This window comes from Halohasta sp. A2 (genome assembly GCF_056175805.1).
The window spans coordinates 32556-58965 of sequence record NZ_JAQFWV010000008.1 but is presented as its reverse complement, the minus strand read 5'-3'; the positions used below and the strand labels follow the sequence as shown (position 1 = coordinate 58965).

At 59.7% G+C, this 26410-nt stretch carries 28 protein-coding genes and 1 pseudogene; 18 read left to right on the top strand and 11 right to left on the bottom strand.

What is annotated here, in order from left to right; genetic code table 11:
• The first annotated feature begins 4 nt into the window (after positions 1-4).
• Entirely contained in the window at positions 5-1120 is a 1116-nt protein-coding gene (locus O2S87_RS04270) for a 60S ribosomal export protein NMD3 (protein ID WP_475407561.1), read from the top strand.
• A gap of 286 nt (positions 1121-1406) precedes the next feature.
• Here O2S87_RS04270 and O2S87_RS04265 read toward each other — a convergent pair.
• From O2S87_RS04265 to O2S87_RS04255, 3 genes and pseudogenes are all read right to left on the bottom strand, one after another.
• A pseudogene (locus O2S87_RS04265) lies at positions 1407-2267 on the bottom strand (transcription initiation factor IIB).
• Positions 2268-2386: 119 nt separating this feature from the next.
• Positions 2387-2809: an HIT family protein gene (locus tag O2S87_RS04260; RefSeq protein ID WP_475407560.1), complete on the bottom strand. Its 423-nt coding sequence runs from the start codon at positions 2807-2809 to the stop codon at positions 2387-2389.
• Between the two features lie 86 nt (positions 2810-2895).
• On the bottom strand, positions 2896-3126 hold the full coding sequence (locus O2S87_RS04255; RefSeq protein WP_475407559.1) for a DUF7860 family protein: 231 nt from the start codon (positions 3124-3126) through the stop codon (positions 2896-2898).
• A 96-nt stretch (positions 3127-3222) separates the two neighbouring features.
• Here O2S87_RS04255 and O2S87_RS04250 point away from each other — a divergent pair, with 96 nt between their 5' ends.
• A complete protein-coding gene (locus O2S87_RS04250; RefSeq protein ID WP_475407558.1) occupies positions 3223-3477 on the top strand; it encodes a DUF8151 family protein in 255 nt (84 codons plus the stop codon).
• Here the strand turns inward: O2S87_RS04250 and O2S87_RS04245 are convergent.
• A complete protein-coding gene (locus O2S87_RS04245; protein WP_475407557.1) occupies positions 3446-4318 on the bottom strand; it encodes a ribose-phosphate diphosphokinase in 873 nt (290 codons plus the stop codon). The genes O2S87_RS04250 and O2S87_RS04245 overlap by 32 nt on opposite strands.
• Before the next feature lie 69 nt (positions 4319-4387).
• On the bottom strand, positions 4388-5323 hold the full coding sequence (locus O2S87_RS04240; RefSeq protein ID WP_475407556.1) for an HVO_0234 family beta-propeller protein: 936 nt from the start codon (positions 5321-5323) through the stop codon (positions 4388-4390).
• 96 nt (positions 5324-5419) lie between these two features.
• On the opposite strand from O2S87_RS04240, the gene O2S87_RS04235 reads away from it, so the two are divergent.
• Entirely contained in the window at positions 5420-6604 is a 1185-nt protein-coding gene (locus O2S87_RS04235) for an inorganic phosphate transporter (protein WP_475407555.1), read from the top strand.
• Positions 6605-6762: 158 nt separating this feature from the next.
• Here O2S87_RS04235 and O2S87_RS04230 read toward each other — a convergent pair whose 3' ends face one another.
• The gene (locus tag O2S87_RS04230) at positions 6763-7758 is read right to left on the bottom strand and encodes a radical SAM protein (RefSeq protein WP_475407554.1); all 996 of its coding nucleotides are present in this window, start codon (positions 7756-7758) and stop codon (positions 6763-6765) included.
• A gap of 172 nt (positions 7759-7930) precedes the next feature.
• Here O2S87_RS04230 and O2S87_RS04225 point away from each other — a divergent pair, with 172 nt between their 5' ends.
• Positions 7931-8788 (top strand): hypothetical protein, encoded by an 858-nt coding sequence (locus tag O2S87_RS04225; protein ID WP_475407553.1) that lies wholly within the window; start codon positions 7931-7933, stop codon positions 8786-8788.
• Between the two features lie 93 nt (positions 8789-8881).
• On the top strand, positions 8882-9997 hold the full coding sequence (locus O2S87_RS04220) for a DUF373 family protein (RefSeq protein WP_475407552.1): 1116 nt from the start codon (positions 8882-8884) through the stop codon (positions 9995-9997).
• Positions 9998-10033: 36 nt separating this feature from the next.
• Here O2S87_RS04220 and pyrE read toward each other — a convergent pair whose 3' ends face one another.
• Positions 10034-10555, bottom strand: a complete 522-nt coding sequence (gene pyrE / locus O2S87_RS04215; protein ID WP_475407551.1) for an orotate phosphoribosyltransferase — start codon at positions 10553-10555, stop codon at positions 10034-10036.
• A gap of 53 nt (positions 10556-10608) precedes the next feature.
• Positions 10609-11595: a methyltransferase domain-containing protein gene (locus tag O2S87_RS04210; protein WP_475407584.1), complete on the bottom strand. Its 987-nt coding sequence runs from the start codon at positions 11593-11595 to the stop codon at positions 10609-10611.
• Positions 11596-11745: 150 nt separating this feature from the next.
• On the opposite strand from O2S87_RS04210, the gene O2S87_RS04205 reads away from it, so the two are divergent.
• The 4 genes from O2S87_RS04205 (at position 11746) to O2S87_RS04190 (ending at position 14209) form a co-directional block, all read left to right on the top strand.
• Positions 11746-12063, top strand: coding sequence for a DUF5658 family protein (locus O2S87_RS04205; RefSeq protein ID WP_475407550.1), 318 nt, complete (start codon positions 11746-11748; stop codon positions 12061-12063).
• A 55-nt stretch (positions 12064-12118) separates the two neighbouring features.
• Entirely contained in the window at positions 12119-12679 is a 561-nt protein-coding gene (locus tag O2S87_RS04200; RefSeq protein WP_475407549.1) for a TATA-box-binding protein, read from the top strand.
• A gap of 44 nt (positions 12680-12723) precedes the next feature.
• On the top strand, positions 12724-13101 hold the full coding sequence (locus tag O2S87_RS04195) for a DUF7473 family protein (RefSeq protein ID WP_475407548.1): 378 nt from the start codon (positions 12724-12726) through the stop codon (positions 13099-13101).
• Positions 13102-13165: 64 nt separating this feature from the next.
• Entirely contained in the window at positions 13166-14209 is a 1044-nt protein-coding gene (locus O2S87_RS04190) for a lysostaphin resistance A-like protein (protein WP_475407547.1), read from the top strand.
• Positions 14210-14230: 21 nt separating this feature from the next.
• Here O2S87_RS04190 and hisG read toward each other — a convergent pair whose 3' ends face one another.
• Positions 14231-15076, bottom strand: coding sequence for an ATP phosphoribosyltransferase (hisG, locus tag O2S87_RS04185; RefSeq protein ID WP_475407546.1), 846 nt, complete (start codon positions 15074-15076; stop codon positions 14231-14233).
• A gap of 111 nt (positions 15077-15187) precedes the next feature.
• Here hisG and O2S87_RS04180 point away from each other — a divergent pair, with 111 nt between their 5' ends.
• From O2S87_RS04180 to O2S87_RS04160, 5 genes are all read left to right on the top strand, one after another.
• Positions 15188-15895, top strand: coding sequence for a peptidase (locus O2S87_RS04180; protein WP_475407545.1), 708 nt, complete (start codon positions 15188-15190; stop codon positions 15893-15895).
• A gap of 32 nt (positions 15896-15927) precedes the next feature.
• Entirely contained in the window at positions 15928-17217 is a 1290-nt protein-coding gene (locus O2S87_RS04175; protein ID WP_475407544.1) for an amidohydrolase, read from the top strand.
• Between the two features lie 86 nt (positions 17218-17303).
• Complete coding sequence (locus tag O2S87_RS04170; RefSeq protein WP_475407543.1) at positions 17304-17756, top strand: DUF8103 family protein; 453 nt, start codon at positions 17304-17306, stop codon at positions 17754-17756.
• A 97-nt stretch (positions 17757-17853) separates the two neighbouring features.
• Positions 17854-18144, top strand: a complete 291-nt coding sequence (locus O2S87_RS04165) for an ArsR family transcriptional regulator (RefSeq protein WP_475407542.1) — start codon at positions 17854-17856, stop codon at positions 18142-18144.
• Positions 18145-18468: 324 nt separating this feature from the next.
• Positions 18469-18618, top strand: coding sequence for a surface glycoprotein (locus O2S87_RS04160; protein WP_475407541.1), 150 nt, complete (start codon positions 18469-18471; stop codon positions 18616-18618).
• 17 nt (positions 18619-18635) lie between these two features.
• Here O2S87_RS04160 and O2S87_RS04155 read toward each other — a convergent pair whose 3' ends face one another.
• Together O2S87_RS04155 and O2S87_RS04150 are read right to left on the bottom strand one after the other, a co-directional pair.
• Entirely contained in the window at positions 18636-19301 is a 666-nt protein-coding gene (locus tag O2S87_RS04155) for an IS630 family transposase (protein WP_475407583.1), read from the bottom strand.
• A gap of 10 nt (positions 19302-19311) precedes the next feature.
• Positions 19312-19764: a helix-turn-helix domain-containing protein gene (locus O2S87_RS04150; RefSeq protein WP_475407540.1), complete on the bottom strand. Its 453-nt coding sequence runs from the start codon at positions 19762-19764 to the stop codon at positions 19312-19314.
• 45 nt (positions 19765-19809) lie between these two features.
• On the opposite strand from O2S87_RS04150, the gene O2S87_RS04145 reads away from it, so the two are divergent.
• From O2S87_RS04145 to O2S87_RS04130, 4 genes are all read left to right on the top strand, one after another.
• Positions 19810-23814, top strand: coding sequence for a hypothetical protein (locus O2S87_RS04145; protein WP_475407539.1), 4005 nt, complete (start codon positions 19810-19812; stop codon positions 23812-23814).
• A 79-nt stretch (positions 23815-23893) separates the two neighbouring features.
• On the top strand, positions 23894-24673 hold the full coding sequence (locus O2S87_RS04140; protein WP_475407538.1) for a PGF-CTERM sorting domain-containing protein: 780 nt from the start codon (positions 23894-23896) through the stop codon (positions 24671-24673).
• A gap of 137 nt (positions 24674-24810) precedes the next feature.
• Complete coding sequence (locus O2S87_RS04135; protein ID WP_475407537.1) at positions 24811-26100, top strand: adenosylhomocysteinase; 1290 nt, start codon at positions 24811-24813, stop codon at positions 26098-26100.
• A 74-nt stretch (positions 26101-26174) separates the two neighbouring features.
• Complete coding sequence (locus O2S87_RS04130) at positions 26175-26363, top strand: hypothetical protein (RefSeq protein ID WP_475407536.1); 189 nt, start codon at positions 26175-26177, stop codon at positions 26361-26363.
• The last annotated feature ends 47 nt before the right edge of the window (positions 26364-26410 follow it).

Here is a 26410-nt window from a genome sequence, read left to right as displayed (position 1 = left end):
GCCTATGAGCGAGTCACGTGATTTCTGTCCCCGGTGTGGCGATCCGGTCGCCGACCGGGCTGAGCCGCGACCCGGCGAGCGCCGGGATGCGGACGCGGTTCTCTGCGACGCCTGTTATTTCGACGAGTTCGAGCTGATCGACGTTCCCGACCGCGTGCAGGTAACCGTCTGTGGGCGGTGTGGTGCGGTCCACCGCGGCAACCGTTGGGTCGACCTGGGGGCGGTCGACTACACCGACGTCGCCATCGAGGCTGTGAGCGAGGCGCTGTCGGTCCACGTCAACGCCGAGGGGATCGAGTGGGGCGTCGAGCCCGAACAGGTCGACGAGACGACGATCCGCATGCACTGTACGTTTTCGGGCGTTGTTCGAGGTACACCGATCCACGAGCAGCGGACGGTTCCGGTCCGCATCTCAAAGGAGGTCTGTGATCGGTGTGGCCGGATCGCTGGCGGCTATTTCGCCAGTATTCTCCAGATCCGCGCCGAAGACCGCCCGGTTCGCCCCAACGAAGCCAGCGAGGCCATCGAGATCGCCGAATCCTACGTCGCTGCCCGTGAAGCCGACGGCGATCGCGAGGCGTTTATCACCTCTGTCGATCGGAGCAACGAGGCTGGCCCGAACATCAAGCTGTCGACGAATAAACTCGGCCAGGCGGTCGCCACCCGGATCACCGACCGCTTCGGTGGGACGGTCCACGACCACCCGACGCTGGTCACCGAGGACCGAGACGGCAACGAGGTCTACCGCGTCACCTTTGTCGCTCGTCTCCCGAAGTACACCCCCGGCGACGTGATCGACCCGGAGGACGGCGACGGGCCAGTGGTCGTTACGAGCGCCCACGGCAATCTCAAAGGCGAACGCCTGTTGACCGGCGAGCGCTACGAAGCCAGCTACGACGAGGGAACCACCCCAGAGGTCACGAAACTCGGTCGCGTCGACGAGGCGGTCGACACCACGGTCGTCACCGTCGAAGACGACCACGCCGTCCAGATTCTCGATCCCGAAACGTACGAAGCCAAAACAGTCAGTCGACCGCAATACTTCGATCCTGATACGTCGACCGTCCCGGTGTTGAAACACGGGACTACCGTCTACATTGTGCCTGAGGAGACGCTATAAGCGTGGTTTTCGTCACGGTTCGAGGTCCTACCGAGACTGGCGGCTGAACCTGTAGCTTTTTTCAGATGAATATCAGGTGTGTACTTTTTACCTCGGTGTGAGCAGGTGATAGTGGGAGTGTTCCGGCCCCTCTGGGGTTCGAACTGACTCCCATGGCCTGTGGAGCCCCTCCGAGACCTGTCGACGCGTCCGTTTCGTGGGGTGGGTCCGTCGATCGGACTTCAGATGCGGTTCGTGTCGGCTCTGGTCTCCAACTGTGGTCGGCTCGTCTCGGCTCGCGAACGGCTCAGGGATCGAGTTCCTGATACGTCGTTCGCAGCGTTACCGGTGTCACGGATGCAACCGACGCGGCCTCCTGCTGTGTGAGGCTCGTGTCGTTTTCTTTCGCGGCCGTATACAGACAGGCAGCCGCGACGCCGTTCGGATTCCGACCGTTGAGTATGCCCTCGTGATCGGCCTGTTCGACCAGCTCGTAGGCGCGGCGCTCCACATTGGCCGACAGCCCGAGCTGGTTTGCATAGCGTGGAAGGTACTCTCGTGGATGGGTGGGTTCGATCGGCAGTCCGAGATCTCGATTGAGCGCGTCGTACGCCGACTGGAACTCCTCGCGACTGCTGTGGGACACCTCAGTTATCTCGTCGATCGTCCGTGAGATAGACTCGATCCGACAGGCAGCATACAAACTAGCGGCGACGAAGCCCTCGATCGATCGCCCCCGAAGAAGGTCCTCGCGCTGTGCTGAACGAAACAGCGAACAGGCGTGATCTCTGACCTGTGTGGGCAGCGCGTTGTTGCTGACGATGTGTTTGATTCGTGTAAAGGCGTGAATCTGATTCCGTTCGCGTTTGCCCGAAATGCGAGCCCGGTTGTGCTGTCGTCGGAGTCGGGCGAACTATCGACGTTTGGCCGCACTCAGATTCGCCGTATAGCCGATCTCGGTCGACAGCCCGTGATCGTGTCGTGCGACCGTCAGCGGCGAGCCGGTGCGTTTGGGATTCGTCTCGTCGTCGGCAAACGACCGCCATTCCGGGCCACGGTCGAGACGGTCGGCGTCGACGACGAGCCCACAGTTTTCACATACTTGTTCGTTCGAATCAGTGTAGACATCGCTGCCACAGTCGGGGCAGCCGGCTTTCACGGAGGGCATACTCTCTATATTAGTTAATAATCAGTGACAACTATAAAAGTTAGATAATTAACAATATTTCGAGCTTGTACGGATTTTATATACGATCGGGTGACAAAGAGTATGGTTCGCCGATTCGATCAGGTTTGTCGGATCGAATCGGCGATCTCGTCGAGTTCATTCTCCGACATTTCCGGCGAGTCGAGTGCGATTGCGTGGATCGGGCCGCTGTCATCGCCCTCGAACCGCGGGATGATGTGGACGTGGACGTGTGGGACCTCCTGACCGGCGGCCTCGCCGTTGTTGATGCCGATCGTCGACGCGTCGGCGTCGACGGCGGTCTCAATGGTTGGCGTGAGTCCGTGGACCGTCTCGAACAGGTCAGCCGAGAGCGCTGCCGGCAGGTCTTGGAGCCGTTCGTACGGTTCTTTGGGAACGACAAGTGTGTGGCCCGCTGCCAAGGGGTGGGCGTCGAGAAAGGCGAGCGTCGACTCGGTTTCGTGGACAATTCGGGCCGAAATCTCTCGGTCTCTGATCTTCTCGAAGATCGTTTTCGCTGCCATACCAGCTCTTTTACGGCGCAGATAAAGAACGTTGGTGACGATTTCGGGGTCGCTGTGAATACGTTACTACTGGAGACAGTCGACCACTACTCAGTCAGCGGCAGGGCGATCCCGAACACGAAGACGGCGATCATGGCGACGATGAAGCCGCCGAACTCCATGGCGGTAAATACCATATCTACGCTCGCCGACAGGTCGCTCATCAGGAGGTGACCGCCGATCTCGCCGCCCACCCCGAGAACAACCAGGAGGCCGCCGATCGCAACACCTGTTTTGACGACACGTGAGTAGTCGACATCTCCGTATTGTCCGGCCATATTTCCGGGTAGCTACGAGACGCACAAATTCGTTCCGGATTCGCCCTCACGAGAGGAACGAAACGCTCACATTCGGTCACGATCCACAGGCCGGTGATGATAAAAATCCCGTTCGAACTGCTTTCGGCGCTCGGTGAAATCGTGGCGCTCGCGATCGGAACCAGCCTCCTTTCGACGCTCGGGGTTCGGATCGAACTGCTCGCGTTCGACGCGGTGACCGCCGGCGAACTCGCACTCGGGCTTTGGCTGTGTGTTCTCGGTGGTGTCGCGTTCTACTTCGGCCTGTACGCGATGGGGCTCACCGAACTGCTTCCGCGACTCAAACGTCTTGTTGCTCAGCGAGCCGAGTAGCGACCGCCGGTGCGACGCTCACGTCGCTCACCGCGCGTTCGAGCGTGTCGGTGCCGATCACGCGCTCGACGCCCGCCGCCGAGAGCTTCGTGAGCGCGCTTCCGGCTAACACCGGATGCACGCAGACCGCATAGACCCGCTCGGCTCCTTGATTGGTGAGCACGCCGATCGCGCCGCTCATCGTCCCGCCGGTCGCAATGATGTCGTCGACCACGACCACGTCTCGCCCCTCGACCGGTGCATCGCTCGGCGTGAGTTCGATCTCGCCGGTCTCGTAGTCGCGTTCCTTTTCGAAGTAGTCGACCGTTCCCTCGTCGTAGGCGTCCCGCATCGTTTTCGCGAGCTCGATCGCCCCCTCGTCAGGGGCCACGAACAGCGGATCCTGGAGCGTAGTGAGCGCGTTGGCCAGCAGATCGGCAGCGTCGATCGACGCAGTGGGAACGGTGAAAAACTCCGCTACATCCGGCTCGTGTGGTTCGATCAGGAACACCCGGTCGGTTCCGGTGCTGATGGCTTTCGCGGTCGCCCGTACCGAAATCGGCTGGCCGTGTGTGAACGCCTTGTCCTGGCGGGCATACCCCAGATACGGAATGACGGTGGTGATCTCGTCGGCACCGACCTCGCCGACCGCATCCTGTAGCTGAAGCAGTTCGATGTGGGCGTCGTTGGTCGCCGTCGACGCCACGATAATCGCCTCGCTTTCGTCGAACTCGGGGACCGATGCCATCGTCTCGCCGTCGGGAAAGCGGTCGTAGGTCGGTACCGTCAGCGTCGCGTCGAGTTCGGTCGCGAGCGCGGCCGCCAGCGCCTGCGAACTCGACCCCGGAATGATCGTGGGCATACCCGCCCCTTTTCCGTCCCACCTAAACCCGGTTTCGGTGTGCGCGCGTATACTGGACACGCAGGTCGACTACTCGGCCGACCTCGGCGCTCCAACCGCGAGTTCGTGAACGCCACGGGCACCTAGCAACTGGTGTCGCCAGCCGTCGCCAGCGTCGACACAGAGCGCTCCATCCTCGGTAACTACGGCAACGATCCCGCTGCCGTAGGCGACGTCGACCGCTGGCGAATCGACCGGGAGGTCGGTCTGGGTCCATCGTTCGGTCGACACTGTTGGGTCGGTCGAGTCAGTCGAGCGAATCACTCCGCCGTGTCCGTCTATCGCGTGGGTGTGACCATGACCGTCGCTGGCGACCCGGTCGACGGGGTTCTCGTGAACCGATACCCAGCCGTTGGCCAGCCGGAACAACCCCGTGGCAGTCGCTGCCAGCGGCGCTCCGTGAGCCGTGACGTCCCGCACGTCGTCGAGTCCCACGTGGGCCAACCCCTCGTCAGCGCATCGGTAGACGCCATCGGCTGCCGCAACGAGTCCGGCGTCGACCGCCCGTACGCCCGCTGTCTCGCCCAGTTTGGTCCACCTCGCCCCGGAGTGATTGGCTTCGGTCTCTGCATCGCCCTCGGCCTCGACTTCGTCGACTGACCACTCGCTGCATTCGAATACGGCCCCACTGGAATCGGCGGCGATCGGCCCTGCAGGCCCCCAGCCAACCGCAACGGGTTCACCGAACGCCTGGGCCGCCATTGTCGAAACCGCTGGCGAGTGAGTATGCTGGTCCTGGCCAGTGTTTTCGGCCATCTCACTGTACAGGACGTCCTCGTCGGTACCGATCAGGACGCCACGATCGTCGACCGCGACTGCGGTCACCGGCCCGCGGTGGGCCAGGCTGAACTCGCCAATCTGGTCGGCCGAGACCAACACTTCGACCAGTCCGGTGTCGCTGGCAACGAACACCTCGGTCCTCGAAACCTTCGTGCCGAACACCCGTTTTTCCGAAAGCGTCTGCATACGGCGACTCGTCGACCCACACCCAAAAACCTCGCCGCTCGCCGCGCGGCCGACACCCGACGACTTAACCGCTGCCGGGAAAAAGAGGCAGCCACTGTGGTCGATGTACTGTTGATTATTGGTGTGGTCGTAGCGATTTTCGTCGGGTACAATATCGGTGGCGCAACAACCGGCCCGGCGTTCGGTCCAGCGGTCGGTGCTGGCACGCTCTCGAAAACCGTCGCGGCCGGACTCATGAGCGTCTTCTTCTTTATTGGCGCATGGACGATCGGCCGACGCGTCGTCGACACCCTCGGCACCGAACTCGTGACTGATCCGGGGATCTTCACGCTGCCGGCGAGTATTACGGTGCTGTTCTTTATCGGCCTCGCGCTGTTCGTCGGCAACGTCTTTGGCGTTCCGGCGTCGACGTCGATGACCGCGGTCGGTGCAATTGCTGGCCTTGGCCTCGCTAGCGACTCGCTCAACTGGGCTGTCATGGGCGAGATCGTCTCGTGGTGGCTCGTCGCGCCGGTTATCGGCTTTTGGATTTCGGCGGTAATCGGTCGCTACTTTTATGCGACGCTCAACCGCCGGATCGCGCTCGCCCAAAGCGAGGGGCCGCTGCTGACCGTCGACCGCTCGTCGACGGTTCCGGCGATCGGTCTCGGCCCCGGGACGACTCCACGCGAACTCGTCGGAACCGTGATCGTCGTCGCGATCGGCTGTATCATGGCCTTTAGCTCCGGGACGAGTAACGTGGCAAACGCGATCGCCCCGCTGGTCGGAAGCGGAGCCCTGGAGATGAACCCCGGAATCATCATCGCCTGTCTCGCGGTCGCGATCGGTGCGTTTACGATCGCGCGCCGGACGCTCGATACGCTCGGCAGTGACATCACCTCGCTGCCGCTGACCGCCGCGATCATCGTTGCGACGGTGAGTGCAACGCTCGTCGTCAGCCTCTCGGCGATCGGCATTCCGGCGAGTTTCGTCGTGATCGCGACGATGTCGATTATCGGCCTCGGCTGGGGTCGGGCAACCCGAACGATGCGTGCTTCCCGGGCAGATATCTCCGAAAAAGCCGGCGAGACGCGGATGTCGGTCGGTTCGCTCGCCGCCGACACCGAAGGTGAGCCACTGCCGCCGATCGGCGAGGAAAAGCCCGAAGACATCCCGACGACCGCCGATCTGTTCAACCCGTCGACGACCGCTCGCGTGATCGTGATGCAGAACGTCGTTCCGATCATCTCAACGCTCGGTGCGTATCTCGTCTTCAAGTTCGTCCCCGTCTTCGGCTTCTAAGCCCACGTTTTGCCCTGCGGTCGCTTACTCCGTTCGCTCTCTCGGCAAAACCTGGACTAAAACCTTCTTCGCTCCCAATGGTCGCTCGTCACGGCTCAGTAACTGGTGACTACCGCGCCGCTACCGCCTCGGTAACATCGAGCTAATTTAAAAACAGATTATGCCAGCGGCGTTCGCTCGACAACCGTCCCGTCGACGGTCGGATACTGCTCAACGATCTCGCCCTCGCTTACGTCGCCTTCCTCGATCATCTCTTCGAGGAGCCACCACGCAAGTTCGACGTGATCGGGTTTGACGGTGTAGAACTCCTCGGGAACGCCGAGTTCTTCGAGTCGAACCTCGGATTCCCACGTCTTGCCGTAGACGAGCGTGCCGTCGTCGGTGATCTCGTCGAACTCCCGGCGAATGATCCGGGCCATCCGCTTGAGCCGGTTGCGGTGCTGGGCGGCGTCCTTGAACACGCTGGTACAGAAATACACGCGCTCGTGGTCGCCCATCTCGTCGAGAATGGCCTCCTTCGAGCCCTCTACGGCGGACATGTGGCCCTCTTGAAGTTCATACCCTTGCTCTTTCATTCGGCGGAAGTTCCCGTCGCTCATCTCGAACTCGTTGATATTGCAAAACTCGGCCGCTCCCTCGTCGAGGAAGTCGAGGAACTCCGTTTCGGCGCGAATGCCGGGAATCTCGAACGCTGGTGTGAGACCTTCTTCCCGGGCAATATAGAGGATTTCCTCCCACTCAGTGCCGTGGAGGTCGCCCCACTGTTCGTAGGGTGGATGGAACCGAATCTCGTCGAGACCCGCCTCCGAGAGTCGACGCATGTTCTCGCGGCCACCGGTAATGCCGGTGTACAGGTGGGTGTGGTGATCCTCACCGAACTCGTCTTTCAAGAGCCTGAGGTAGCGACACGTTTTGTTCATCGCCTCCTGTGGCTCGCCGCCGGTAATCGACGTGCCGAGAGCATCCATCCGGTTGGCCTCGCCGATGACGTCTTCGTCCTCTTCGACGAGACGCTCGTTGGCGTAGACATCGGTGACGTTCTTGCGGTTTTCTCCAAGTGGGCAGTAGAAACAGTCCCGTTGGTCGCAGTAACCGTAGACGAAAAGGACCATCTTTCCGCCTTTGGCGCACTGTTCACAGCCTTTAGAGATCATCAGTTGAGCCAACTACCACCTGTGGCCACAAAAAGCGTCCGAATCGACGGCCTGCATCATCTGTCTGCGATGAACTACTGACATTTATTATTGATTTTTATGAATACGTTCAGTTGAGAATGTCTTTCGGGAGAACATACGCTGCGCGGACCGGGTTGGTGCACACGGTGCTATGAGTCGGTCACGGTCCGGTGTCGCATTCGGTTCGGATTCGCGCGGTGTCGCCCCACTGATCGGTGCGATTCTGTTGTTCGGTTTCGTCGTGATTTCGTTGTCGGTGTATCAGGCGACTGTCGTCCCCGAGCAGAACGCAGCCGTTGAGGTCGATCATTTCGAAACCGCCCAAGACGATATGTTCGACGTTCGCAGCGCCATTTTTCAAGCACGAACGACCAATACCCCTCAGTCGACGACGGTGAGGCTGGGCACCAGTTTTCCGACGCGGCTGGTCGCACTCAACCCGCCGCCGTCGACCGGTGAGATCGCCACTGGTGAACGGAACTCGGTGCTGATCGAAGACCAGGATACTGGTGACGACAACACCACTGATTTCGATGAGTTCAGTGGGGATGATTTCCATACGCGTCTGCTGACATACGAGCCGTCGTACTTCGAGTTCGACTCGGGACTCCCGATCCGTCACGAGTACTCGGTCGTCTATCTCGATAGCGGCGCGGAGGATGCTGACTCTGAGAGCTATCTGCAGGACGACAATCAACAGCTTGTTTCGGACGACGAGGTGGTCATTCCGGCAGTACAGCGTGAGTACTCGGAAACAGGTCCACAGACAGTCGCCGTCGACGTCGAACCCGGGATCAGTGAAACTGAAACGCTATCCGACGTGACCGTGACGGTGCCGACGAAACTGTCCGAAGACGCGTGGCGCGAGTTGTTGGCTGACGAACTCGACGCTGGCGACGTTCACGTCGACGAGGATGACGAAGCGCTCACGTTGACGCTCGACGGCGAGTACGATATCACGTTCGCACCGGTCGGCCTCGAGGAGCCACCGGCCAGCGGCTCTCCGTAACTCCCCACGCAGCAAGATCCACCTGTCTCATCCGTCTCGGCGTGGCTGATGCCCAGAAAAGTCTTAACGGTTTGCTCACCTACCAATACATGAATGCTGCTCGTCCTCTGTGTCGACCTCGACGACGACGTTGGTCGGAAGACCGGTCTGTCGACGCCGGTCGTCGGCGTTGAGGCGGTCCGTGAGGCGGCGGTTGCGCTCGCGACGGTCGATCCCGAAGACTCCGACGTCAACGTCATGTTCCAGGGGATCTCGACGTACGAGGCCCTGCGCGAGGAGGGCACCGAAGAGGTCGAAGTCGCCGTCGTTACCGGCGTCGAGGGCAACGACGTCCGCGCGAACCGGACCGTCGGCGAGGAGGTCGACACCATACTCGCGAGCCTCCAGACCGGCGAGGAGATCCGTGTGATCATCATCACCGACGGCGCACAGGACGAGTCGGTTGTCCCCGTCATCCGCTCGCGGATGCCGATCGACGGCGTCCGCCGTGTGGTCGTCCGACAGGCCCAGAACCTCGAATCGATGTACTACACGATCAAGCAGGTGCTCGCCGACCCCGAAACGCGCGGGACGATTCTGGTCCCGCTCGGGATTCTCCTCTTGATCTACCCGCTCGTGGTGATCGCGGGCGTGTTCGATCTCGCTGGGGCGGTCGTTCTCGGACTTCTCTCGGCGCTTGTCGGGCTCTACTCGCTGTTTCGGGGACTCGGCTTGGAGGACTCGATCGATCGCTCGGTCGACCGCGTCCGAAACGGGCTGTACGCCGGTCGCGTGACGCTCATCACCTATATCGTCGCCTTCGCGCTCGTTGTCGTCGGCGGGGTCCAGGGCGTCTCGATGATCGACACGGTCGACTCGACGACCGCCACGCCGATGGAGGTCGTCACCACCGTTGCGGCGTTCGTTCACGGTTCGGTCCAGTGGTTTGCCGCTGCAGGAATCACCAGCAGCCTCGGGCAGGTCACCGACGAGTATCTCGCCGACCGGTTCCGCTGGCGGTACCTCAACGCACCGTTCTATGTGACTGCTATCGCGATTGTCCTCTATGGCCTCTCAGGGTTTTTCCTTCCGACCATCGACGGCATCGTCTCGCTTTCGTTGCCGGATCTCGCGCTCGCGCTGACGATTGGCACACTGTTGGGCGTGCTCAGCACGCTCACGTTTGCGATTGCGGAATCGAAATACCCGTCAGGGGTCGACCCGGCCTAAGAAGCAACTGACTACTAAGAGTTAGCGATATGCTACTTATCGGTCCGCTAACAGCTCACTCGCGGTCACGAGAGCGTCGAGTTCGAGATCGTGGTCGGCAAGTCGTTCCGTTGCGCCCTCCTCGCGGTCGACGACCACGAGTACACGATTGACCACGGCACCGGCCTCACGCAGGGCTTCGACTGCATCAATCGCCGAGTTGCCGGTCGTTGCGATGTCTTCGAGAACCACAACCTCCTCGCTCTCGGCCAGTCGACCTTCGATTCGTTTGGCCGTGCCGTACTCCTTGGCCTTTTTCCGGGCGATGACGTACGGCAAGCCGGCTTCGACTGATGTCACTGCAACGAGTGGGACCGCCCCAAGGGCCACACCGGCGATTTTCGGCTCGTCGACCTGTTCGGCGAAGGCTTCGGCGATGAGTTCGAGACAGTGTGGGTCCGTTTCAAAGAGGTATTTGTCGACGTAGTAGTCGCTGGTACCGCCATGAGAGAGTTCGAACTCGCCGTACTGGACCGCATCAGCCTCGCGCAGTGCCGCAATAAGTTCCTGATTCGCCATTATCGGCCATCGGCAGGCTGGCGGCTTAAACGGGCGGGATCTGCGATTCCCGTTCAATCGGTCGACAACACGTGAACGTGCCGCACGAGCGTGCCGTGGACCCGCCGCTCAAAACGCTGTTCGACGCTCCAGCCCGCCTCCCGCGCTAACTCGTCCCACGACCGATCGGCCACCACAACCGCTCGTGGGGCGATTCGGTGGGCCTCACTGAGTGCGCCTCCAACGAGATCCGCAAGGTCGTGGCGGGCGATCTTCGACTGTCGACCGTAGGGCGCATCGAAGACGACCCCGTCGGCCGAGTCGTCGACCAGCGGGAGCGCCGTTGCATCGCCATGTAGAATCTCGAACTCGCCCGAAAGTAGCGCGGTTAGGTTCTTGCTACTGCCGCGAGTCATCTTCCACTGAGCGTCGATACCCACCACCTCGCTTCCAACGAGCCCCGCTTCGAGCAACACGCCGCCGGTCCCACACATCGGATCGACCAGCCGCGTTTCGGGTCCGGCTCCCGCAATGTTCACGAGCGCACGGGCGTCGAGTGGGGCCATGCTCCCCGGCTGAAAGAAGGGCCGGTCGGTGGGTCGACGCTTGCCGTAATCCCGTTTGCTTTCGGCGGCCAGCCAGCCCAACAGACAGACCTCTCGCCGCTCGCCGTCGACTTTGCCCGCCGAAAACAGGACTCGAAGCTCGTGGTCGGGGTCGTCGAGGTCGACCGTAAAGCCGCGGTCGACCAGGATGGAGCCGAGCCGTCTTTCGGCCGCTCGGGTGCTACAGCCGGTCGAACTCCTCACGTCACGAGCACGAACGGCGACCGAGCCGCGTCGGTCGAAACTGGCCGCTTCGAGCGCGAATGCGGCGGCCTCGATCTCGGGGTCGGTTCGGGCGACAAGTTCGCTGGCGGCGTGGGTGTAGGCGAGCGTCTCCAGGCGCTCTGGATCGATGCCGCGGGCGGTCGCCACGCCGGGGGCGACGACCTCAACCGCGGAGGCGGCCGAGGCGGCCTCGCAGGCCGCAAACGAGTCCTCGTCGCCAGCCAGTTCCAGACAGTACACAGTCGACAGAACGTGATGGTGGCTATCAGCGTGTCGGTCTCTGGGTTCTGGGCGTTCGTTCACCCGGACCGAACGAAGTAATCAGTAGCTGTCGATGACTAACCGGGTCGTACTGATACGGGATGGCACCATCGCGTTCGTATGGATGTCTCGTCGACCGAACTCCAGTGGTGGGTGGTCGCCGTCCTGTTGTACGGCGTCGGAGACTACGTCACCACGGTCGTTGCGGTCCGACGGGCCTCGATCGTCGAAGCGAATCCTGCGGTGATCGCGCTGTTGTCGGAGACGCCGAGTCCGGTCGGCTTCGCGCTGCTCAAATCGGGGGCGCTCGTGGTCTGTTTTCTCGGCTTTCTGTCGATCTCGGAAAGCGAGATCGCGGTCGGCGTGCCGGTCGGCATCGCGGTGCTGGGTGCGGTCGTCACCGCCTCGAATACGGCCATGATCCTCAGAACGGACTGACGCTACCAACTGTGAATCACATTTATACACCCCTCTTTCGTTAGATCATATACGAATGCATGATCCCAAAGCGACGATATCCATCGAGAACGTGGTTGCTTCGACGGGGATCGGCCAGGAGCTCGATCTCCAGAGCGTGGCGATGGACCTCGAAGGTGCCGACTACGACCCCGAGCAGTTTCCGGGGCTCGTCTACCGCACCCAGTCACCGAAATCCGCCGCGCTGATCTTCCGGTCGGGAAAGATCGTCTGCACCGGCGCGAACTCGACAGACGCGGTCCACGAGAGCCTCGAAATCGTCTTCGAGAAGCTTCGTGAGCTCCAGATCCCGGTCGACGAAGAGCCCGAAATCACCGTCCAGAACATCGTGACGAGCGCCGACCTGGGGACGGATCTCAACCTCAACGCGATCGCCATCGGCCTCGGGCTCGAAAACATCGAGTACGAACCCGAGCAGTTCCCCGGACTGGTCTATCGGCTCGACAAGCCCGACGTCGTCGCGCTGCTGTTCGGCTCGGGCAAACTCGTCATTACGGGCGGCAAACAGCCCAGCGACGCCGAGGCCGCCGTCGACGTCATCTCCGAGCGGCTCGACGAACTCGGACTTCTGGCCTAGCGGTCGACCGATAGATTCGACACACCCGAGTCCGGAGGTTTCGTATGGTGACCACGTTCTCGCTTCTGCAAGCGTCCCCCGGTCCGCTCTCGGTGATCGGAACCGTGGGGCTGTTGGCACTGTTTCTCGCCATCACGGCCCATCTCGCTGCGCGTAACGTGCTCGGAGACGTCGCTCCCAGCAAGGCGCTCGGCGTCGGTCTGGGTCCGGCAATCGTCTCGATGTTCACCCAACTGCTAGGTGTGTCTGGGGGAATCGGTATCGTGGTCGCACTCGCGGTCGACGGCATCGCTGTGCACCTGTTGTACGGCCAGCCGCGGCGAACCAGCGCTTACATCACGCTAATCCACACCATTATCACAGTAATTCTCGGAACTGTGGTGATCGGGGGACTCCTGCTCGTGGTAAGTATTCCTGGCTAAACCGACCGCTCAATACCGTCAGGTCGACCGTGGGTTACAGGGGGCTGTGGGTGGTCGACGGGGTATGATTGAACGTTTCCAGTGGCTCGCCTGGAACCGCTCGGAGCGCCGGCTCCGTGCGCCGTGGCGACTTTTATTGGCGACAGTGCTGTTGTTTCTCGTCTCGGTTGCCACGCTGCTCGGCCTGCAGGTTCTGCAGCTAACCGTCGGCCTCGGCCTGCTCGCCGACCTCGGTCCGACCACACAGCCACTGGTGTTGAACGCGGTCGTCGGGCTGGTCATCTCGGCCATGCTCGCGGTGACGGCGTTGAGTCTCGACCGGCGTCGACTCTCGGACTACGGCCTTCGGCTCGACCGCCAGTGGTGGGTCGACTGTGGGTTCGGCCTCGCGCTCGGCGCGGGGGCGATGACGGTCGTGTTTCTGGCTGGCGTCGCCAGTGGCTGGTATACGATCCGATCGGTGGGGGTCTCAACCGACACGCTCTCGGTGCTGGTCGTGCTGGCGGCGGTGTTTGTCGTCGTGGGCGTCTACGAGGAACTGCTCGTCCGTGGCTATCTCCTGACGAATCTCGCCGAAGGGTTTCTGTGGTTCGATGGGATTTCGGCCCGTACTGCCGCGGTCGTCGCAACGCTCGTCTCGGCGCTGGTTTTCGGTGGCCTGCATGCGACGAACCCGAACGCAACCCTGTTGAGTACGGTCACGATTTCGGCCGCCGGTGTGATGCTGGCGAGCGGCTATTTATATACTGGCGAACTGGCGATTCCGATCGGGATCCATATCACGTGGAACGCGTTTCAGGGGCTCGTCTACGGGCTGCCGGTCAGTGGGATCGAACTGCCGGTCTCGGTCGTCACGACTGCGAGCGGTGGGCCACAGTTTCTGTCGGGTGGACCGTTCGGTCCGGAGGCCGGGGTGATTGGCGTCGGTGGTATCGTGCTCGCGGCGGTCGCTATCGGTGTCTACTGTTACCGTCGCTCGGGAACCCTCTCGATCGACCCTGCAGTGAGCACGCCGGACCTCCGGCACGCGTCGACGGACGACCCAGAGGGTGCTACGACGGACGACAGAGACGTCGAAACGACCGAAAACAGCTATGGCCGTAACTGACGACTGCGGTTTTGAGGATGATTACTCGACGAGTCGTTCGATCTCGGTGACGAGAATCCCGGTTGCGCCCACCGATTTGAGGTCGTTGATGACCTCGAACACCTGTTGTTGGTCGACGACCACGTGAACGGCCACGTCGTCGCTACCGGCGACGTCCATCACGGTCGGCCCGGCGAGCCCCGGGATCACGTCCCGAACGGCTTCGAGGTTCTCGGCGTCGACGTTCATCATCAGGTACCGCTTGCCGCTGGCCGCCAGCACGGATTCGAGCGCCGTCACGAGCTGTTCGACCTTCTCGTCGCCTGCGGTGTCCTCGCGGGCGAACAACCGCACCGAACTCGCCAGCACCTCGTCGATCACGCCCAGGCGGTTGACCGCGAGTGTCGTTCCCGTCGACGTGATGTCGACGATGGCGTCGGCCATCTCGACGTGGGGGGTGAGTTCGGTTGCGCCGCTGACCTCGATGATCTCGGTTTCGATTCCTTTGGCCTGGAAGTACTGTGCGGTGATTCGGGGAAACTCGGTGGCGACCTTCTTGCCCTCCAACTGTTCGGGTTCGGTGATTGCGCCGTCTTCGGGCGTCGCCAACACGAGTCGACACCGACCGTAGGCGAGATCCAGCAGTTCCGAAAGGTCGACTTCCGACTCGTGGACCTGATCGAGTCCCGTAATGCCGACGTCGGCCGCACCGTCGGCGACGTACTCAGGGATGTCGGCCGCGCGAGCAAAGAGGATGGTGACCTCGGGGTCGACCGTCTCGGCGTACAGTTTGCGGTCGGCTCCGTTCTCGATGTGGAGCCCCGCGCGTTCGAGTAGCTCCACGGTCGGCTCGTGTAGACGCCCCTTGTTGGGTACGGCAATGCGCATAGGGGGTCTCTCGGCTCAGGAGCCAACTGTCTTTCCCTCCGTGAGTTCTCGCACCCTACATTGAAGACCCAGAACGGAACCGATTTGCGCGCCCGCCGACACCTCTCGGCTATGTTCGGTCCGACCACCCTCTCGCTGCCTGTCGCCGCACTCGTGTTGCAGCTATCGGTCGACCCGATCTGGTTCGTCGCGGTCGCCGTTGTCCTCTTTTTCGGCGGAGCAATCGTCGCCCCGCTCGTCGCGCTGTCGCTTCGGGAGACCCGACGGCCCACGACGGCCGAACGCAAAAGGCTCGACCGGGTCGCCGCCGACGGTGACGCCGATTTCGACCCCAGCTCCCAGAACGTGCGGATCGTCGATACTGACGAATCGGTCGAGGTGTCGATCCGTGGCCTCCCGGGTCGACGGACCCTCGTGCTGTCGGCGTACGTGCTTTCCGAACTCGATCCGGAACTCGCCGGCGCGCTCGTCACGGCCGAACGCAGCCGTGGCTCGCACTTGTATCTCGAATACCGGGCGGTCGCCGCCGCGGCGATTATTGGAATCGCCACGGGGATGTTCGGCGGTCTCGTCTCGTTTTCCGACGGGCTGTTTCTGCTCGCGATTGCGGCCGTCGGGCTTTTCTGGGTGGGTCGACGGCTCCAATTCCGCGCCGACAGTGCAGCGGCCGCACGGGTCGGAGCCGACGCGCTTGCAACGGCCTTCGAAACGGCTGCCGCACGCCGTGGCGTCGAGCCCGAAGCCGCGAGTTGGCAGACGTGGTTCGAGGTCCAGCCACCGCTTGGCCAGCGGATCGACCGGCTTCGTGACCGATCCTGATTTATTAAGGCACCACCGCACCAACCCGCGGTATGGACGACGTATTTGCTATCGAGGGCGGCCACGTACTGACGCCCGAGTTCGATGTACTAGCGGCCGACGTACTGGTCGACCGCGCGGCTGGTGAGGTGCGCGAGGTCGGTGACGTGACTGCCGACGAAACGCTGGACGCCTCGGGCTGTCTCGTGATGCCGGGGCTCGTCAACGCCCACACCCACGTGGCGATGACTCTCTTGCGGGGGTACGCCGACGACAAGCCGCTCGATGCCTGGTTGCAGGAGGACATCTGGCCGGTCGAAGCCGAACTCACGCCCGAGGACATTCGCGTCGGAACGGAACTCGGCCTCGTCGAGTTCATCAAACACGGAATTACGGGCTTCGCCGACAGCTACTTCGAAGTTCCTGAGATCGCCGCTGTCACTGAGCAGTCGGGCCTCCGGGCGAATCTCTGTCACGCATTTATAAGCATCGGGAAGGACGAGAAGGAGGCCCACGCGGATGCCCAAGAGGGCCTCGACATGGCAACTCGGTTCGACGGGGCTGCCGACGGCCAGATCACGACCGCGTTGATGCCCCACTCGCTGACAACCGTCGAGACCGACTACCTCGACGAGTACGTCCCGAAAGCCCGCGAGAAAGGGATTCCGCTGCATTTCCACGCCAATGAGACCGAACACGAGGTCGACCCCATCGTCGACGAACACGGCGTTCGCCCGCTCGAATACGCCGCTGACCTCGGAATGCTCACCGACGACGACTTTCTGGCCCACTGTGTCCACGTCGACGAGACTGAGATCGAACTGCTGGCCGAGACGGGCGCAAGCGTGATCCATTGTCCGGCCTCGAACATGAAATTGGCGAGTGGAATCGCGCCGATCCAGGAGATGCTCGACGCCGGGGTAAACGTCGGCCTCGGAACTGACGGCGCGGCCTCGAACAACGATCTGGATCTGTTCGACGAAATCCGCGATGCAGCGATGATCGGCAAACTCGCCCGCGGCGACGCCCGCGACGTGGCCGCTGAGTCAGCCGTCAGAATGGCGACCGAGGGCAGCGCACAGGCAATCGGCCTCCCAGTCGGTCGAATCGAGGCTGGTGGCACCGCCGACATCGCGGTGGTCGACTTCAGCGGGCCGCACCTCACGCCGGTCCACGACTACGTGAGCCACCTCGCCTACGCGGTGCGTGGCTCGGACGTGCGGCACACGATCTGCGATGGAGAGGTGCTGATGAAAGACCGCGAGGTCCAGACGCTCGATGAGGCCGCCGTGAAACAGCGGGCTTCCGAGGCAGCTGCCGCGTTGGTCGACCGAGCTGCGTAATCAATCTGGTCGATTTTCGTGGTCGTACTTATTTCGTTGAATGACCTGCAAAACTTGTTTCAAGTGGAATAGACAGTCGCGGACGCATGATGGCTGTTTTCATTGTCTATGGAACTCACAACATAGAATCAAGGCGATTTGGTGGATTGATTGCTTATGAGCAAATAGTTTTGTGCTTGACCAAACATCTGTTACAATCCCTTCTCTTTATATTCAGGTACTTGAATATTCAAGTAAGACATATGTCTGGTAACCAATTTTCGAGGAATGACACGTTACCGACCGATACAGAGAATCACGATTGGATCTTGCTGAAGTCGTTAATTGACTCGCATGAACAGACAATGCGCGTTATGGAACAGCAGGTGTTATCGATGTCGACCGACTGTGAGGTTTCGACTGATGAGCTCATGAGACGACTCCTGAAGGCACGGACCTGTCACGAGCGCGCCATCGAAGATCTTGATACGGCGATCGCTGCGCTCAAACAACAGCTGACGGCCGAAGAATCACAATCGAACGCGATCGACACTGACTAATTGTTCATCTGGATAGTGTATGCCGCTAGTATATTCTAACACAATATCTATTGTAAATATCGACATACATAACACACCTTAGGACTGAGAGGGAGTGATGCGGCTGGTCCAACCGACAGATTTCGATATCCTCGATGCCCTCTCGGATAGACGGCGGAATACCGCTGCGAACATCGCCCACATGATCGACAAGAATCGGGCCTACATCAACACGCGACTCCCGATTCTGGCTGACTACAGACTGGTTTCGCGCGTCGGACCGGCACCCAACAGCGGGCTGTACGAGATCTCCGACCGCGGGCTGGCCGCACTCGACAACCGCGATCGGTACGGCGACCCGGATGTCGACTTTCGAGCGTTGCTTGAGGCCGACTCGGCTGACGAGTAAAATCGACCGACGCATAGAGCTGTTTTTACGTGGTTTTCGATTGCCGTTGACAGAGGCCTCGACCGGCCGGTCGAGTCGGTGTCGGGTGAGCATACTCGACGACTAAGTGTGACCAATTGCTGGTTTTCCAGCCGTCTATTGTGTGGATAGGACACAAACAATTGACTCAGTAGTTCAGTGATAACCGAATCCAGTGATCGCAGTCGACACATCCAGTACCGTGTTGAGGAATAACCAAATTTTATGTAGGTCCGATTGAATACCATCACTATATGCTGGTAGTATGTCGTTGCGATATATCCTGTTGGTGGGAGGTCGCCGGCGATGGCTGTCAGTATATGGCAACAAATTATGAGACGAAATACAGATTATAGAGGCACAGCACGCGCCGTGTTCCTCGTAGCGATCATGCTTCTGTCCGTGGTGGGCGGAACGGTGACGTTTGCGGGGAGTGCGATGGCAGACTCAGTGTAGCTTCAAGCGTAGTCTCACTAGTTTCTCGACTCAACTGGATAGAGCTGGCGTAGTTTGATACGAGCGTCATCAGTGGTGAATTGCCAGTCAATAGGCCGATCAACCGAATTGTGACGATGCTGCCACGCAGCGACCTCCGCTCGGAGGGTCGCTGCGTCATAGATGCGCCGATCAAGACACTGACGTTTGAGGATGCCAATCGAAATTTCGGCCATGTTCAGCCAGCTGCCTCGCTTCGGAGTATAGTGGAACTCGAATCGATCAAGATACGCTTTCGCTTGCTCTGGTGGGAAAAAGTCATAGAAAGCAGCCGGTTTGTGCGTATTGAGTTGATCCATCACAACCCGGATGCAATCCGCATCCGGGTAGTGAACATCCGCCAGTTCGACCATGCGGTCGATCCATTCGGTCGTCCGCCGTCGCTCCGTAACTTCGACGGCTACCCAGCCACTCAACGGTTCGGTAGTGATGTGGAGCCGCTGTTTCCCGTTGCGTTCGTAACGGTGATCGACACGAGCGACCGCTCCCGGTTCGGCCGGGAGCGGATCGCGCTCATGCCCACGAAGTGCCTTACTGGATTCGTCAAAACAGATGACTGGACGTGTTTCGTCGTATGGTTCGTGGTACAGAGCGAGGACATCTTCCATGTAGTAGACAAAGCCAGCGTCCTGTTCTGGTGGAATTTCCCAGTAGCTAGAGAGATGCGGTTTCAGGACGTTTTTTTAGACGTTCTCGGACGGTTTCGTGAGAGATCGACTCGAAGTCGATCTCGTCAAGCATAACGAGTTCATCAGCGAGAAGGTGGAGAGTCCAGCGAGAGTGTCCTTCTGGTGGTTCGCTACAGGCGAGTTTGATCAGTCGGGCTTCGGCATCGCCATCGAGTTTGCGTTCATATTCGCGGTCGGGCTTGCGGCGATGAATCGCCGCGAGCCCTCGCTGGCAGTAGTTTTTGCGTGCGTTGTAGGGTGTTCCGATTGAACAGCCGACGTGCTCACAGATTTCAGCATCTGTGAGCCCGTCGTCAGCCTTCAGGAGTATACGTGCCCGGGTGATGTCCTCGGCTTTGTGCTCACCGGTCGAAATGAACCATTCGAGCGTCCTCCGCTCCTCATCAGAGAGATCAACAACGTGCTGCTTTCGTCCCATTCGTATAGATACGTGCTTAGAGAGCTTAAGCTAGCGAGACTACGCTTGAAGCTACACTCAGGAGAGATTACAGCCGATAACGAGTATATCGCAATCGGTGATGATGCAGCATTCACTATTACCGATGATGATAACCCAAATGATGCTACTGTAGCATTCACAAGTGATACTGAATCAGTTGAGGAAGATGCGGAACAAACCTTCTCTGCTGAGAGTGATCAAGACACATTTACTGTCGATGATACTCCTCTTGCAGATACGGATGGAGAAGACGGCATCGCGGACGATGAAGTCACCGCAACGGTCGGTGGTACTGATGCAGATGTTGACAGTGTCGATCCTGAAACAGGTGATGTGACGCTTGAGTCTGCGGCATCATCAGATGAGGAGGTAGTTATCACCTATGATTACTATCCCGAATCAGAGGACGGGATTAAGGTCGACGGTGAGACAGCCACATCAATCCCAACTGAGGATGCTGGGGCTGATTTAGATGATGGCAATCTGCAGGTAGAAGACGATGATGAAACTGTGACTGCCCATTACTGGGATGACAGTGAAGAAGCGTATGAGACTGCAGAATTAACTATCGACGACCAAGCTCCCGATATCTCTGAGGAAGATCCATCTGATGGGTCTTTCACCAACGACAATACCACCGAGTACACTGTCGACCTCACTGACGACGGATCGGGTGTGAACGAAGACTCGATTGATGTCGCTGTCGAGGATGCAGATGGAGAGGTAATCGGTCAATCTGGTACTGGCGACAACGTCAGCTACAATGCAGATGACGGCGTCCTCACTATCGACCCAACCGAGGGTGACGAGGACTTTGAGTATGCTGATGGGGGTGTCGACGTCGATGTCGACGCGGACGACGATGTCGGGAACCCATCGGAAACATTCGGATCGTCATTTACGGTCGACACTGAAGATCCGACTGCCGAAGACGCCACCATCACTGATGGTGACGACAACGGCATCGTCGCGGAAGACGACACGGTCGACGTGTCGGCTACCGTCTCCGACGAAAACGTCGACACGGTCGAAGTTGATGCCGGCGAATTCGGCAACGAGGATGAGATTACTCTAAGTGAGTCTAAAGACGAGGAAGGCGTCTACGAGGGTGAGTTCACCGTCGAGGATGCCGAGTCAACTGACGAAGCGTCTGTCGACGTGACCGCAACTGACGACGCTGGTAACGAGAACACCACCACGTCCGACACCCTCGAGATCGACAACACCGATCCGAGCGAACCATCCATCGAGGAGCCCACGAGCGACGACCCCGTAACTGCTCAATCGGGTGACGAACTCGATGTCGGGTACGCCTATGAAGAGGACAACCTGAACGATGTCACCATCACTCTTGAGAATGATGACGAAACCTACAGTTGGGATGTCAACGACGAACAGTACGACAACGACAACAAAGTCAAGACGTTGACAACTGTTTTGGAGGATGAAGACGGAAACCTCACCGACGGCAGCTACGACCTGACCGTCGAAGCCGATGACGACGCTGGTAACACCAACAGCTCCACTGAGGATGAGGCGGTTACCATCGACGACGACGCTCCTGACGTGAGCGGTGTTAGTGTCCAAAATGATGACAAAGACAACCTTGCACCTGGTGACGACGTCGAAGTCGACTACACAGTCGACGAAGCTGCGACGCAGTCCGACGTGACTCTTCAGGTCGAGGACAGTGAAGGAAATACCTACGGTACCGACGGAACCACTGTCGATGCTGGTGACGATAGTACACAGACGACGGATGTTACACTCGATGATGACATTCCAGAGAATGGACTCTATGATGTCACCGTTACCGCTACGGATCAGAGTAGCAATTCTGATACGGATACCCAGTCGAATGCTCTAACCGTAGACGAACTCGACCCTAAAATCGAGAGCGTGGAAGCCGAAGCCGGTAACGATCACGTTACCGTCCACTTCAACGAGTACGTCACGACTGAAGACAGCGATAACTTCTCGAAAGAGGACTTCACGTACGAAGACCTCAGTGACGAGGGTGCCTCGAAGATCGAGAAGGTCGACGAGGAGAAGAGCTACGGTGAATCGCTCGAACTCGAACTCGATGACGAGGTCTCCGCTGACGACCTCGACGAGGACGAGATCAGCGCCTTCGAAGGTGCGATTACTGAGAGCGGTGCCGACAGCACTGAAGTCGGAATCGACAGTGTCGCGCTGACGGATCAACAAGATCCTGCTTCGCCCGACATTAGCGAACTCGACGGCAATGAGGATCTAGACGACGCTTTGGTCACCGATTCTAACGTCGAAGAGTACGACGTGACCGCCGACGTCAGCGACGTCACCGAAGACACGGAAGCCCGTCTGACGATCACCGATCGCGACGGGAACGAAGAGGAGTCTGGACCTGAAGAGGTCGACGCCAGTGAGGATGACGAAGTTGAATTCAATGACGTTGATCTCACGGAACTTGAAGACAGTGATGACCTCGATGATGATGTTGAAGTGGAAGTCGAACTCACCGATGCGGTCGAAAACACGTCCTCCGACTCGGAGAACGTAACGAAAGACACCGTTCCGGAACTCATTGGCCTTGACGCCAAAGAGGGTTCCGACGAGGTCCGCGTGGCTTTCGACGAGGAAGTCTACAACGATAGCGACGGCGCGCTCGACGAGGATGCGTTCAGCTACAGTGACGAATCCGACACTGACGATACGAACGCGACCGAGATCACCGACGTCGAACACGAGGCCGGTGATAACGAAGCAATCCTCACGCTAGACGAAGAGGCGACAGAAGACGACATTGGCAACGACACGATCACCGTCGAATCCGACGAAGTCTACGACGGTATCGGTCTCTCTGTCGAGGAAACGACTCAATCGCTCGGAGACAATATCGGCGCAACGGTCGACCTCGATACCGAAGCTGACGGTGACGAGATCGATGTCACGCTTTCGTCCAACGAGGAACTCGAAGATATCGATGTCGGCCTTCTGGCCGATCAGAAACTCGATGACGAGGACGAAAGCCCCGGAACAACCCTCGATGAGGGCGACTTCGATGTGGAAGAAGATGACGGTGACTACGAATACACCGCAACCTACGAAACGGATCGCGACGGTGATTACAGCGCTGACCTAAACACCGCCACCGACGCGGAGGGTAACAGCTACTTCATTGACGATTACGAGGATGATGAGAGCGAGTCAAGTGTCGACGCCGACGATCCGTCGCTGACGAACGCCGTCTACGACGCGAACGAGGATACCGTTACCGTGACGACCGATGAACCCGTTAAGCCCAACAACGAGTTGGACGACATTACTGTCGGCGGTGAAGCCATTGTCGAATCTGCTAATCAGCCCGATTCGAACGTCATAGAACTGAATCTTGATGAGGAGTCGATCCAAACTGGCGACAAACCCGAAGTCAACTTCAGCAATGATGCACTTGTCGAAGACTCCCACGACGAGACTCCTGTCGACGAAGGAACGGTCGTTCACACGACCCAGCTCGACCTGAAAGAAGGCGAGAACTTCGTCTCCGTGCCTGCACAGTCGGGCTCGCTCGATATCGACGACATCGACGGTGTCGACGAGGAGAACGTCGACACTATCTGGACGCGCGAAGACGGCGAATGGGAGAGCTACGCACCCGGTGCTGACGAGAACGACATTGATGAAATCGAGGGCGGTCAGGGTTACATCGTCGTGATGAACGACGACGACACCCTCGACGTCAACACTTACAACGAGCCCGCGGGCTCCGATGACGACTACGAAGGCTCGCTGCTCAATGATGAGGACCTCGATGAAGGTTGGAACCTCGTCGGCCACTACCAGGCCTACAACCAGGACGCTGGTGAGGCATTCGGCTCAATAGAGGGCAGTGTGCACTCGGTCTACGAACAGTCCGACGACACTGGATTCGACTACGATGCTATCGGTGACGACGACGAACTCGAAACCGGAAGCGGCTACTGGGTCTTCGTCGAAGACGACGAAGTCTACACGTTCAGCGACGAAGACTCCTGGACAGACGAGTAAACCAACTATCTACATATTTATTGATATGAGAGCTAACAAACTCAGATCGAACGTCGGGAGGGTATTTGTCGTATTGACAGTGGCAATACTCCTCGCGAGCGTGTTCGCTGCAGGTGCAGCTATCGCTCAAGACGATGGGCCACCAGACCCACCGCACCGTCTCTACGGTACCGTGACCGAGGACGGTGACGCAGTCAGCGGCGAAACCGTCGAGGTGCTGTATGAGGGTGAGGTTGTCGCCGAAAACACCACCGACAGCGATGGCTACTACGATCTCGACGTCGAGGATCCAGACGAAGACGCTGAGGACGAAGAGCTAACCATCCGTGTCGACGATGTCGACGACACTGATGAGGAGACCATCACATGGGAATCAGCCGCCTCCGACGAGGTCGATCTCTCGGTCACACTCGCTGATGACAGTGACGATGACAGTGATGACGGTGGCGATGATGGCAGTAGTGGTGGCGGTGGCGGACAACCTGCACCAGGTGGGGACGACGGAGAAGACGACGACGGAGAAGACGACGACGGAGAAGACGACGACGGAGAAGACGACGACGGAGAAGACGACGACGGAGAAGACGACGACGGAGAAGACGACGACGGAGAAGACGACGACGGAGAAGACGACGACGGAGAAGGCGACGACGGAGAAGGCGAAGACGGAGAAGGCGAAGGCGGAGAAGACGACGACGGAGAAGGCGAAGGCGGAGAAGGCGATGACGGAGAAGGCGATGACGGAGAAGGCGATGACGGAGAAGGCGATGACGGCGAGAGCACGCCTGGTTTCGGTCTGACGACCGCGCTTGTGGCGCTCCTGTCAGCTGGTTTGCTTGCTATGCGCAAGCAGACATAAAACGGCAACCATTCCCCTTTTTTGACAAACAATCTATCTAATAGCTTGAGCGCTGAACTATATTGGATCTGCCAGAATAGCGGGTGCTGCTAGTTACGCTTCGGTACCGTTTTGACCGTAAGCGGCCACAGCAAGATATGAGCAAATCAGCGTACCCGCCGGTTTCTGCGCACCTCGACGACGTCGAGGCCGCCCGGACCGAGGGTCGACGCAAGATGGACTGGGCACTCCAGCACATGCCGATCCTCCAGACCCTCCGAGGGGAGTTCGAGGCCGACCAACCCCTCGCGGGCGAGACGATCGGGATGGCGATGCACGTCGAAGCCAAAACCGCCAACCTGGTCGAACTCCTCGCACTGGGAGGCGCAGAGGTCGCCATTACGGGCTGTAATCCCCTGTCGACCCACGACGACGTGAGCGCCGCGCTCGATACCCACGACAACATTACCTCCTACGCGGTTCGCGGTGTCGACGACGAGGAGTACTACGACGCCATCGACGCCGTGATCGACCACGAGCCGACGATCACCGTCGACGACGGCTGCGACATGATCTTCCGGATTCACGAGGAGTACCCCGAACTGATCGATTCGATCGTCGGGGGCTGCGAGGAGACCACCACGGGTGTTCACCGAATTCGGGCGATGGAGCGCGACGACGCCCTCGACTACCCGGTGTTCGCGGTTAACGACACCCCGATGAAGACACTGTTCGATAACGTCCACGGCACTGGTGAGTCCTCGTTGGCCTCGATTGCGATGACGACCAACCTCTCGTACGCCGGTAAGAACGTTGTCGTCGCAGGCTACGGCTACTGTGGCAAAGGCGTCGCCAAGAAGGCGGCGGGCCAAAACGCCGACGTGATCGTCACCGAAGTCGACCCACGCCGCGCGCTCGAAGCCCACATGGAAGGCTACGAGGTGCTGCCCATGATGGAGGCTGCCGCCGAGGCCGACCTGATTTTGACGACGACTGGTAACCGAGACGTAGTCGTCGACGAGCATTTCGACGTAATGACAGACGGCGTCCTGCTCGCCAACGCGGGCCACTTCGACATCGAGATCGATCTGGTTGCACTTGAAGAGAAAGCCGTCGACGTCTACGAGGCCCGCGAGGGCGTCGAGGCCTACGAGATGGCCGACGGCCGCCGACTCAACGTCTTGGCGGAGGGTCGACTCGTCAACCTCGCCGCGCCGATCGCGCTGGGCCACCCAGTCGAGGTGATGGACCAGAGCTTCGGCGTCCAGGCGGTCTGTGTCAGGGAACTGGCCGACAACGGCGACGCCTATGACGCGGGCGTCCACGACGTTCCGGACGACCTTGACCGCGAGATTGCCGAGATCAAACTCGCCGCCGAGGGTGTCGACCACGACTCGCTGACCGACGAGCAACGCGAGTATCTCGGTAGCTGGGACCACGGCACGTAGGGTTCTACCTCTCAATTCGTTCGCAGGACGCTCGAATTCCGATCATTTAAGCCAGTTGCATCGAACGTGGTTGTATGAATACAGGGTGGGCGTATCTGGGACTCGCAGCGTTGTTAGTGGTTTTCGGTGTCATACTCGCGCTCACTCGGAGCGGACCGCTCGGTGATCTCCTGCTCGTCGTCTCGATCGTCTTCATCTATCTCGGCTCGAACGCGCTCGCCGACGCCGATGCGGCCGCCACACTCACCGAGCGAGCGAAGTAAGCAGACTCCGATGTGGCCCGCAGTCCTTTTATTAACAACCCTACAAC

Excerpts from the sequence above, each read along its gene's own strand:
- O2S87_RS04270 (WP_475407561.1), top strand. The coding sequence starts at position 5 with ATGAGCGAGTCACGTGATTTCTGTCCCCGGTGTGGCGATCCGGTCGCC.
- O2S87_RS04260 (WP_475407560.1), bottom strand. The coding sequence starts at position 2,809 with ATGGCAGCGAAAACGATCTTCGAGAAGATCAGAGACCGAGAGATTTCG.
- O2S87_RS04255 (WP_475407559.1), bottom strand. The coding sequence starts at position 3,126 with ATGGCCGGACAATACGGAGATGTCGACTACTCACGTGTCGTCAAAACA.
- O2S87_RS04250 (WP_475407558.1), top strand. The coding sequence starts at position 3,223 with ATGATAAAAATCCCGTTCGAACTGCTTTCGGCGCTCGGTGAAATCGTG.
- O2S87_RS04245 (WP_475407557.1), bottom strand. The coding sequence starts at position 4,318 with ATGCCCACGATCATTCCGGGGTCGAGTTCGCAGGCGCTGGCGGCCGCG.
- O2S87_RS04240 (WP_475407556.1), bottom strand. The coding sequence starts at position 5,323 with ATGCAGACGCTTTCGGAAAAACGGGTGTTCGGCACGAAGGTTTCGAGG.
- O2S87_RS04230 (WP_475407554.1), bottom strand. The coding sequence starts at position 7,758 with ATGATCTCTAAAGGCTGTGAACAGTGCGCCAAAGGCGGAAAGATGGTC.
- O2S87_RS04225 (WP_475407553.1), top strand. The coding sequence starts at position 7,931 with ATGAGTCGGTCACGGTCCGGTGTCGCATTCGGTTCGGATTCGCGCGGT.
- O2S87_RS04220 (WP_475407552.1), top strand. The coding sequence starts at position 8,882 with ATGCTGCTCGTCCTCTGTGTCGACCTCGACGACGACGTTGGTCGGAAG.
- pyrE (WP_475407551.1), bottom strand. The coding sequence starts at position 10,555 with ATGGCGAATCAGGAACTTATTGCGGCACTGCGCGAGGCTGATGCGGTC.
- O2S87_RS04205 (WP_475407550.1), top strand. The coding sequence starts at position 11,746 with ATGGATGTCTCGTCGACCGAACTCCAGTGGTGGGTGGTCGCCGTCCTG.
- O2S87_RS04200 (WP_475407549.1), top strand. The coding sequence starts at position 12,119 with ATGCATGATCCCAAAGCGACGATATCCATCGAGAACGTGGTTGCTTCG.
- O2S87_RS04195 (WP_475407548.1), top strand. The coding sequence starts at position 12,724 with ATGGTGACCACGTTCTCGCTTCTGCAAGCGTCCCCCGGTCCGCTCTCG.
- O2S87_RS04190 (WP_475407547.1), top strand. The coding sequence starts at position 13,166 with ATGATTGAACGTTTCCAGTGGCTCGCCTGGAACCGCTCGGAGCGCCGG.
- hisG (WP_475407546.1), bottom strand. The coding sequence starts at position 15,076 with ATGCGCATTGCCGTACCCAACAAGGGGCGTCTACACGAGCCGACCGTG.
- O2S87_RS04180 (WP_475407545.1), top strand. The coding sequence starts at position 15,188 with ATGTTCGGTCCGACCACCCTCTCGCTGCCTGTCGCCGCACTCGTGTTG.
- O2S87_RS04175 (WP_475407544.1), top strand. The coding sequence starts at position 15,928 with ATGGACGACGTATTTGCTATCGAGGGCGGCCACGTACTGACGCCCGAG.
- O2S87_RS04170 (WP_475407543.1), top strand. The coding sequence starts at position 17,304 with ATGATGGCTGTTTTCATTGTCTATGGAACTCACAACATAGAATCAAGG.
- O2S87_RS04165 (WP_475407542.1), top strand. The coding sequence starts at position 17,854 with ATGCGGCTGGTCCAACCGACAGATTTCGATATCCTCGATGCCCTCTCG.
- O2S87_RS04160 (WP_475407541.1), top strand. The coding sequence starts at position 18,469 with ATGGCTGTCAGTATATGGCAACAAATTATGAGACGAAATACAGATTAT.
- O2S87_RS04150 (WP_475407540.1), bottom strand. The coding sequence starts at position 19,764 with ATGGGACGAAAGCAGCACGTTGTTGATCTCTCTGATGAGGAGCGGAGG.
- O2S87_RS04135 (WP_475407537.1), top strand. The coding sequence starts at position 24,811 with ATGAGCAAATCAGCGTACCCGCCGGTTTCTGCGCACCTCGACGACGTC.
- O2S87_RS04130 (WP_475407536.1), top strand. The coding sequence starts at position 26,175 with ATGAATACAGGGTGGGCGTATCTGGGACTCGCAGCGTTGTTAGTGGTT.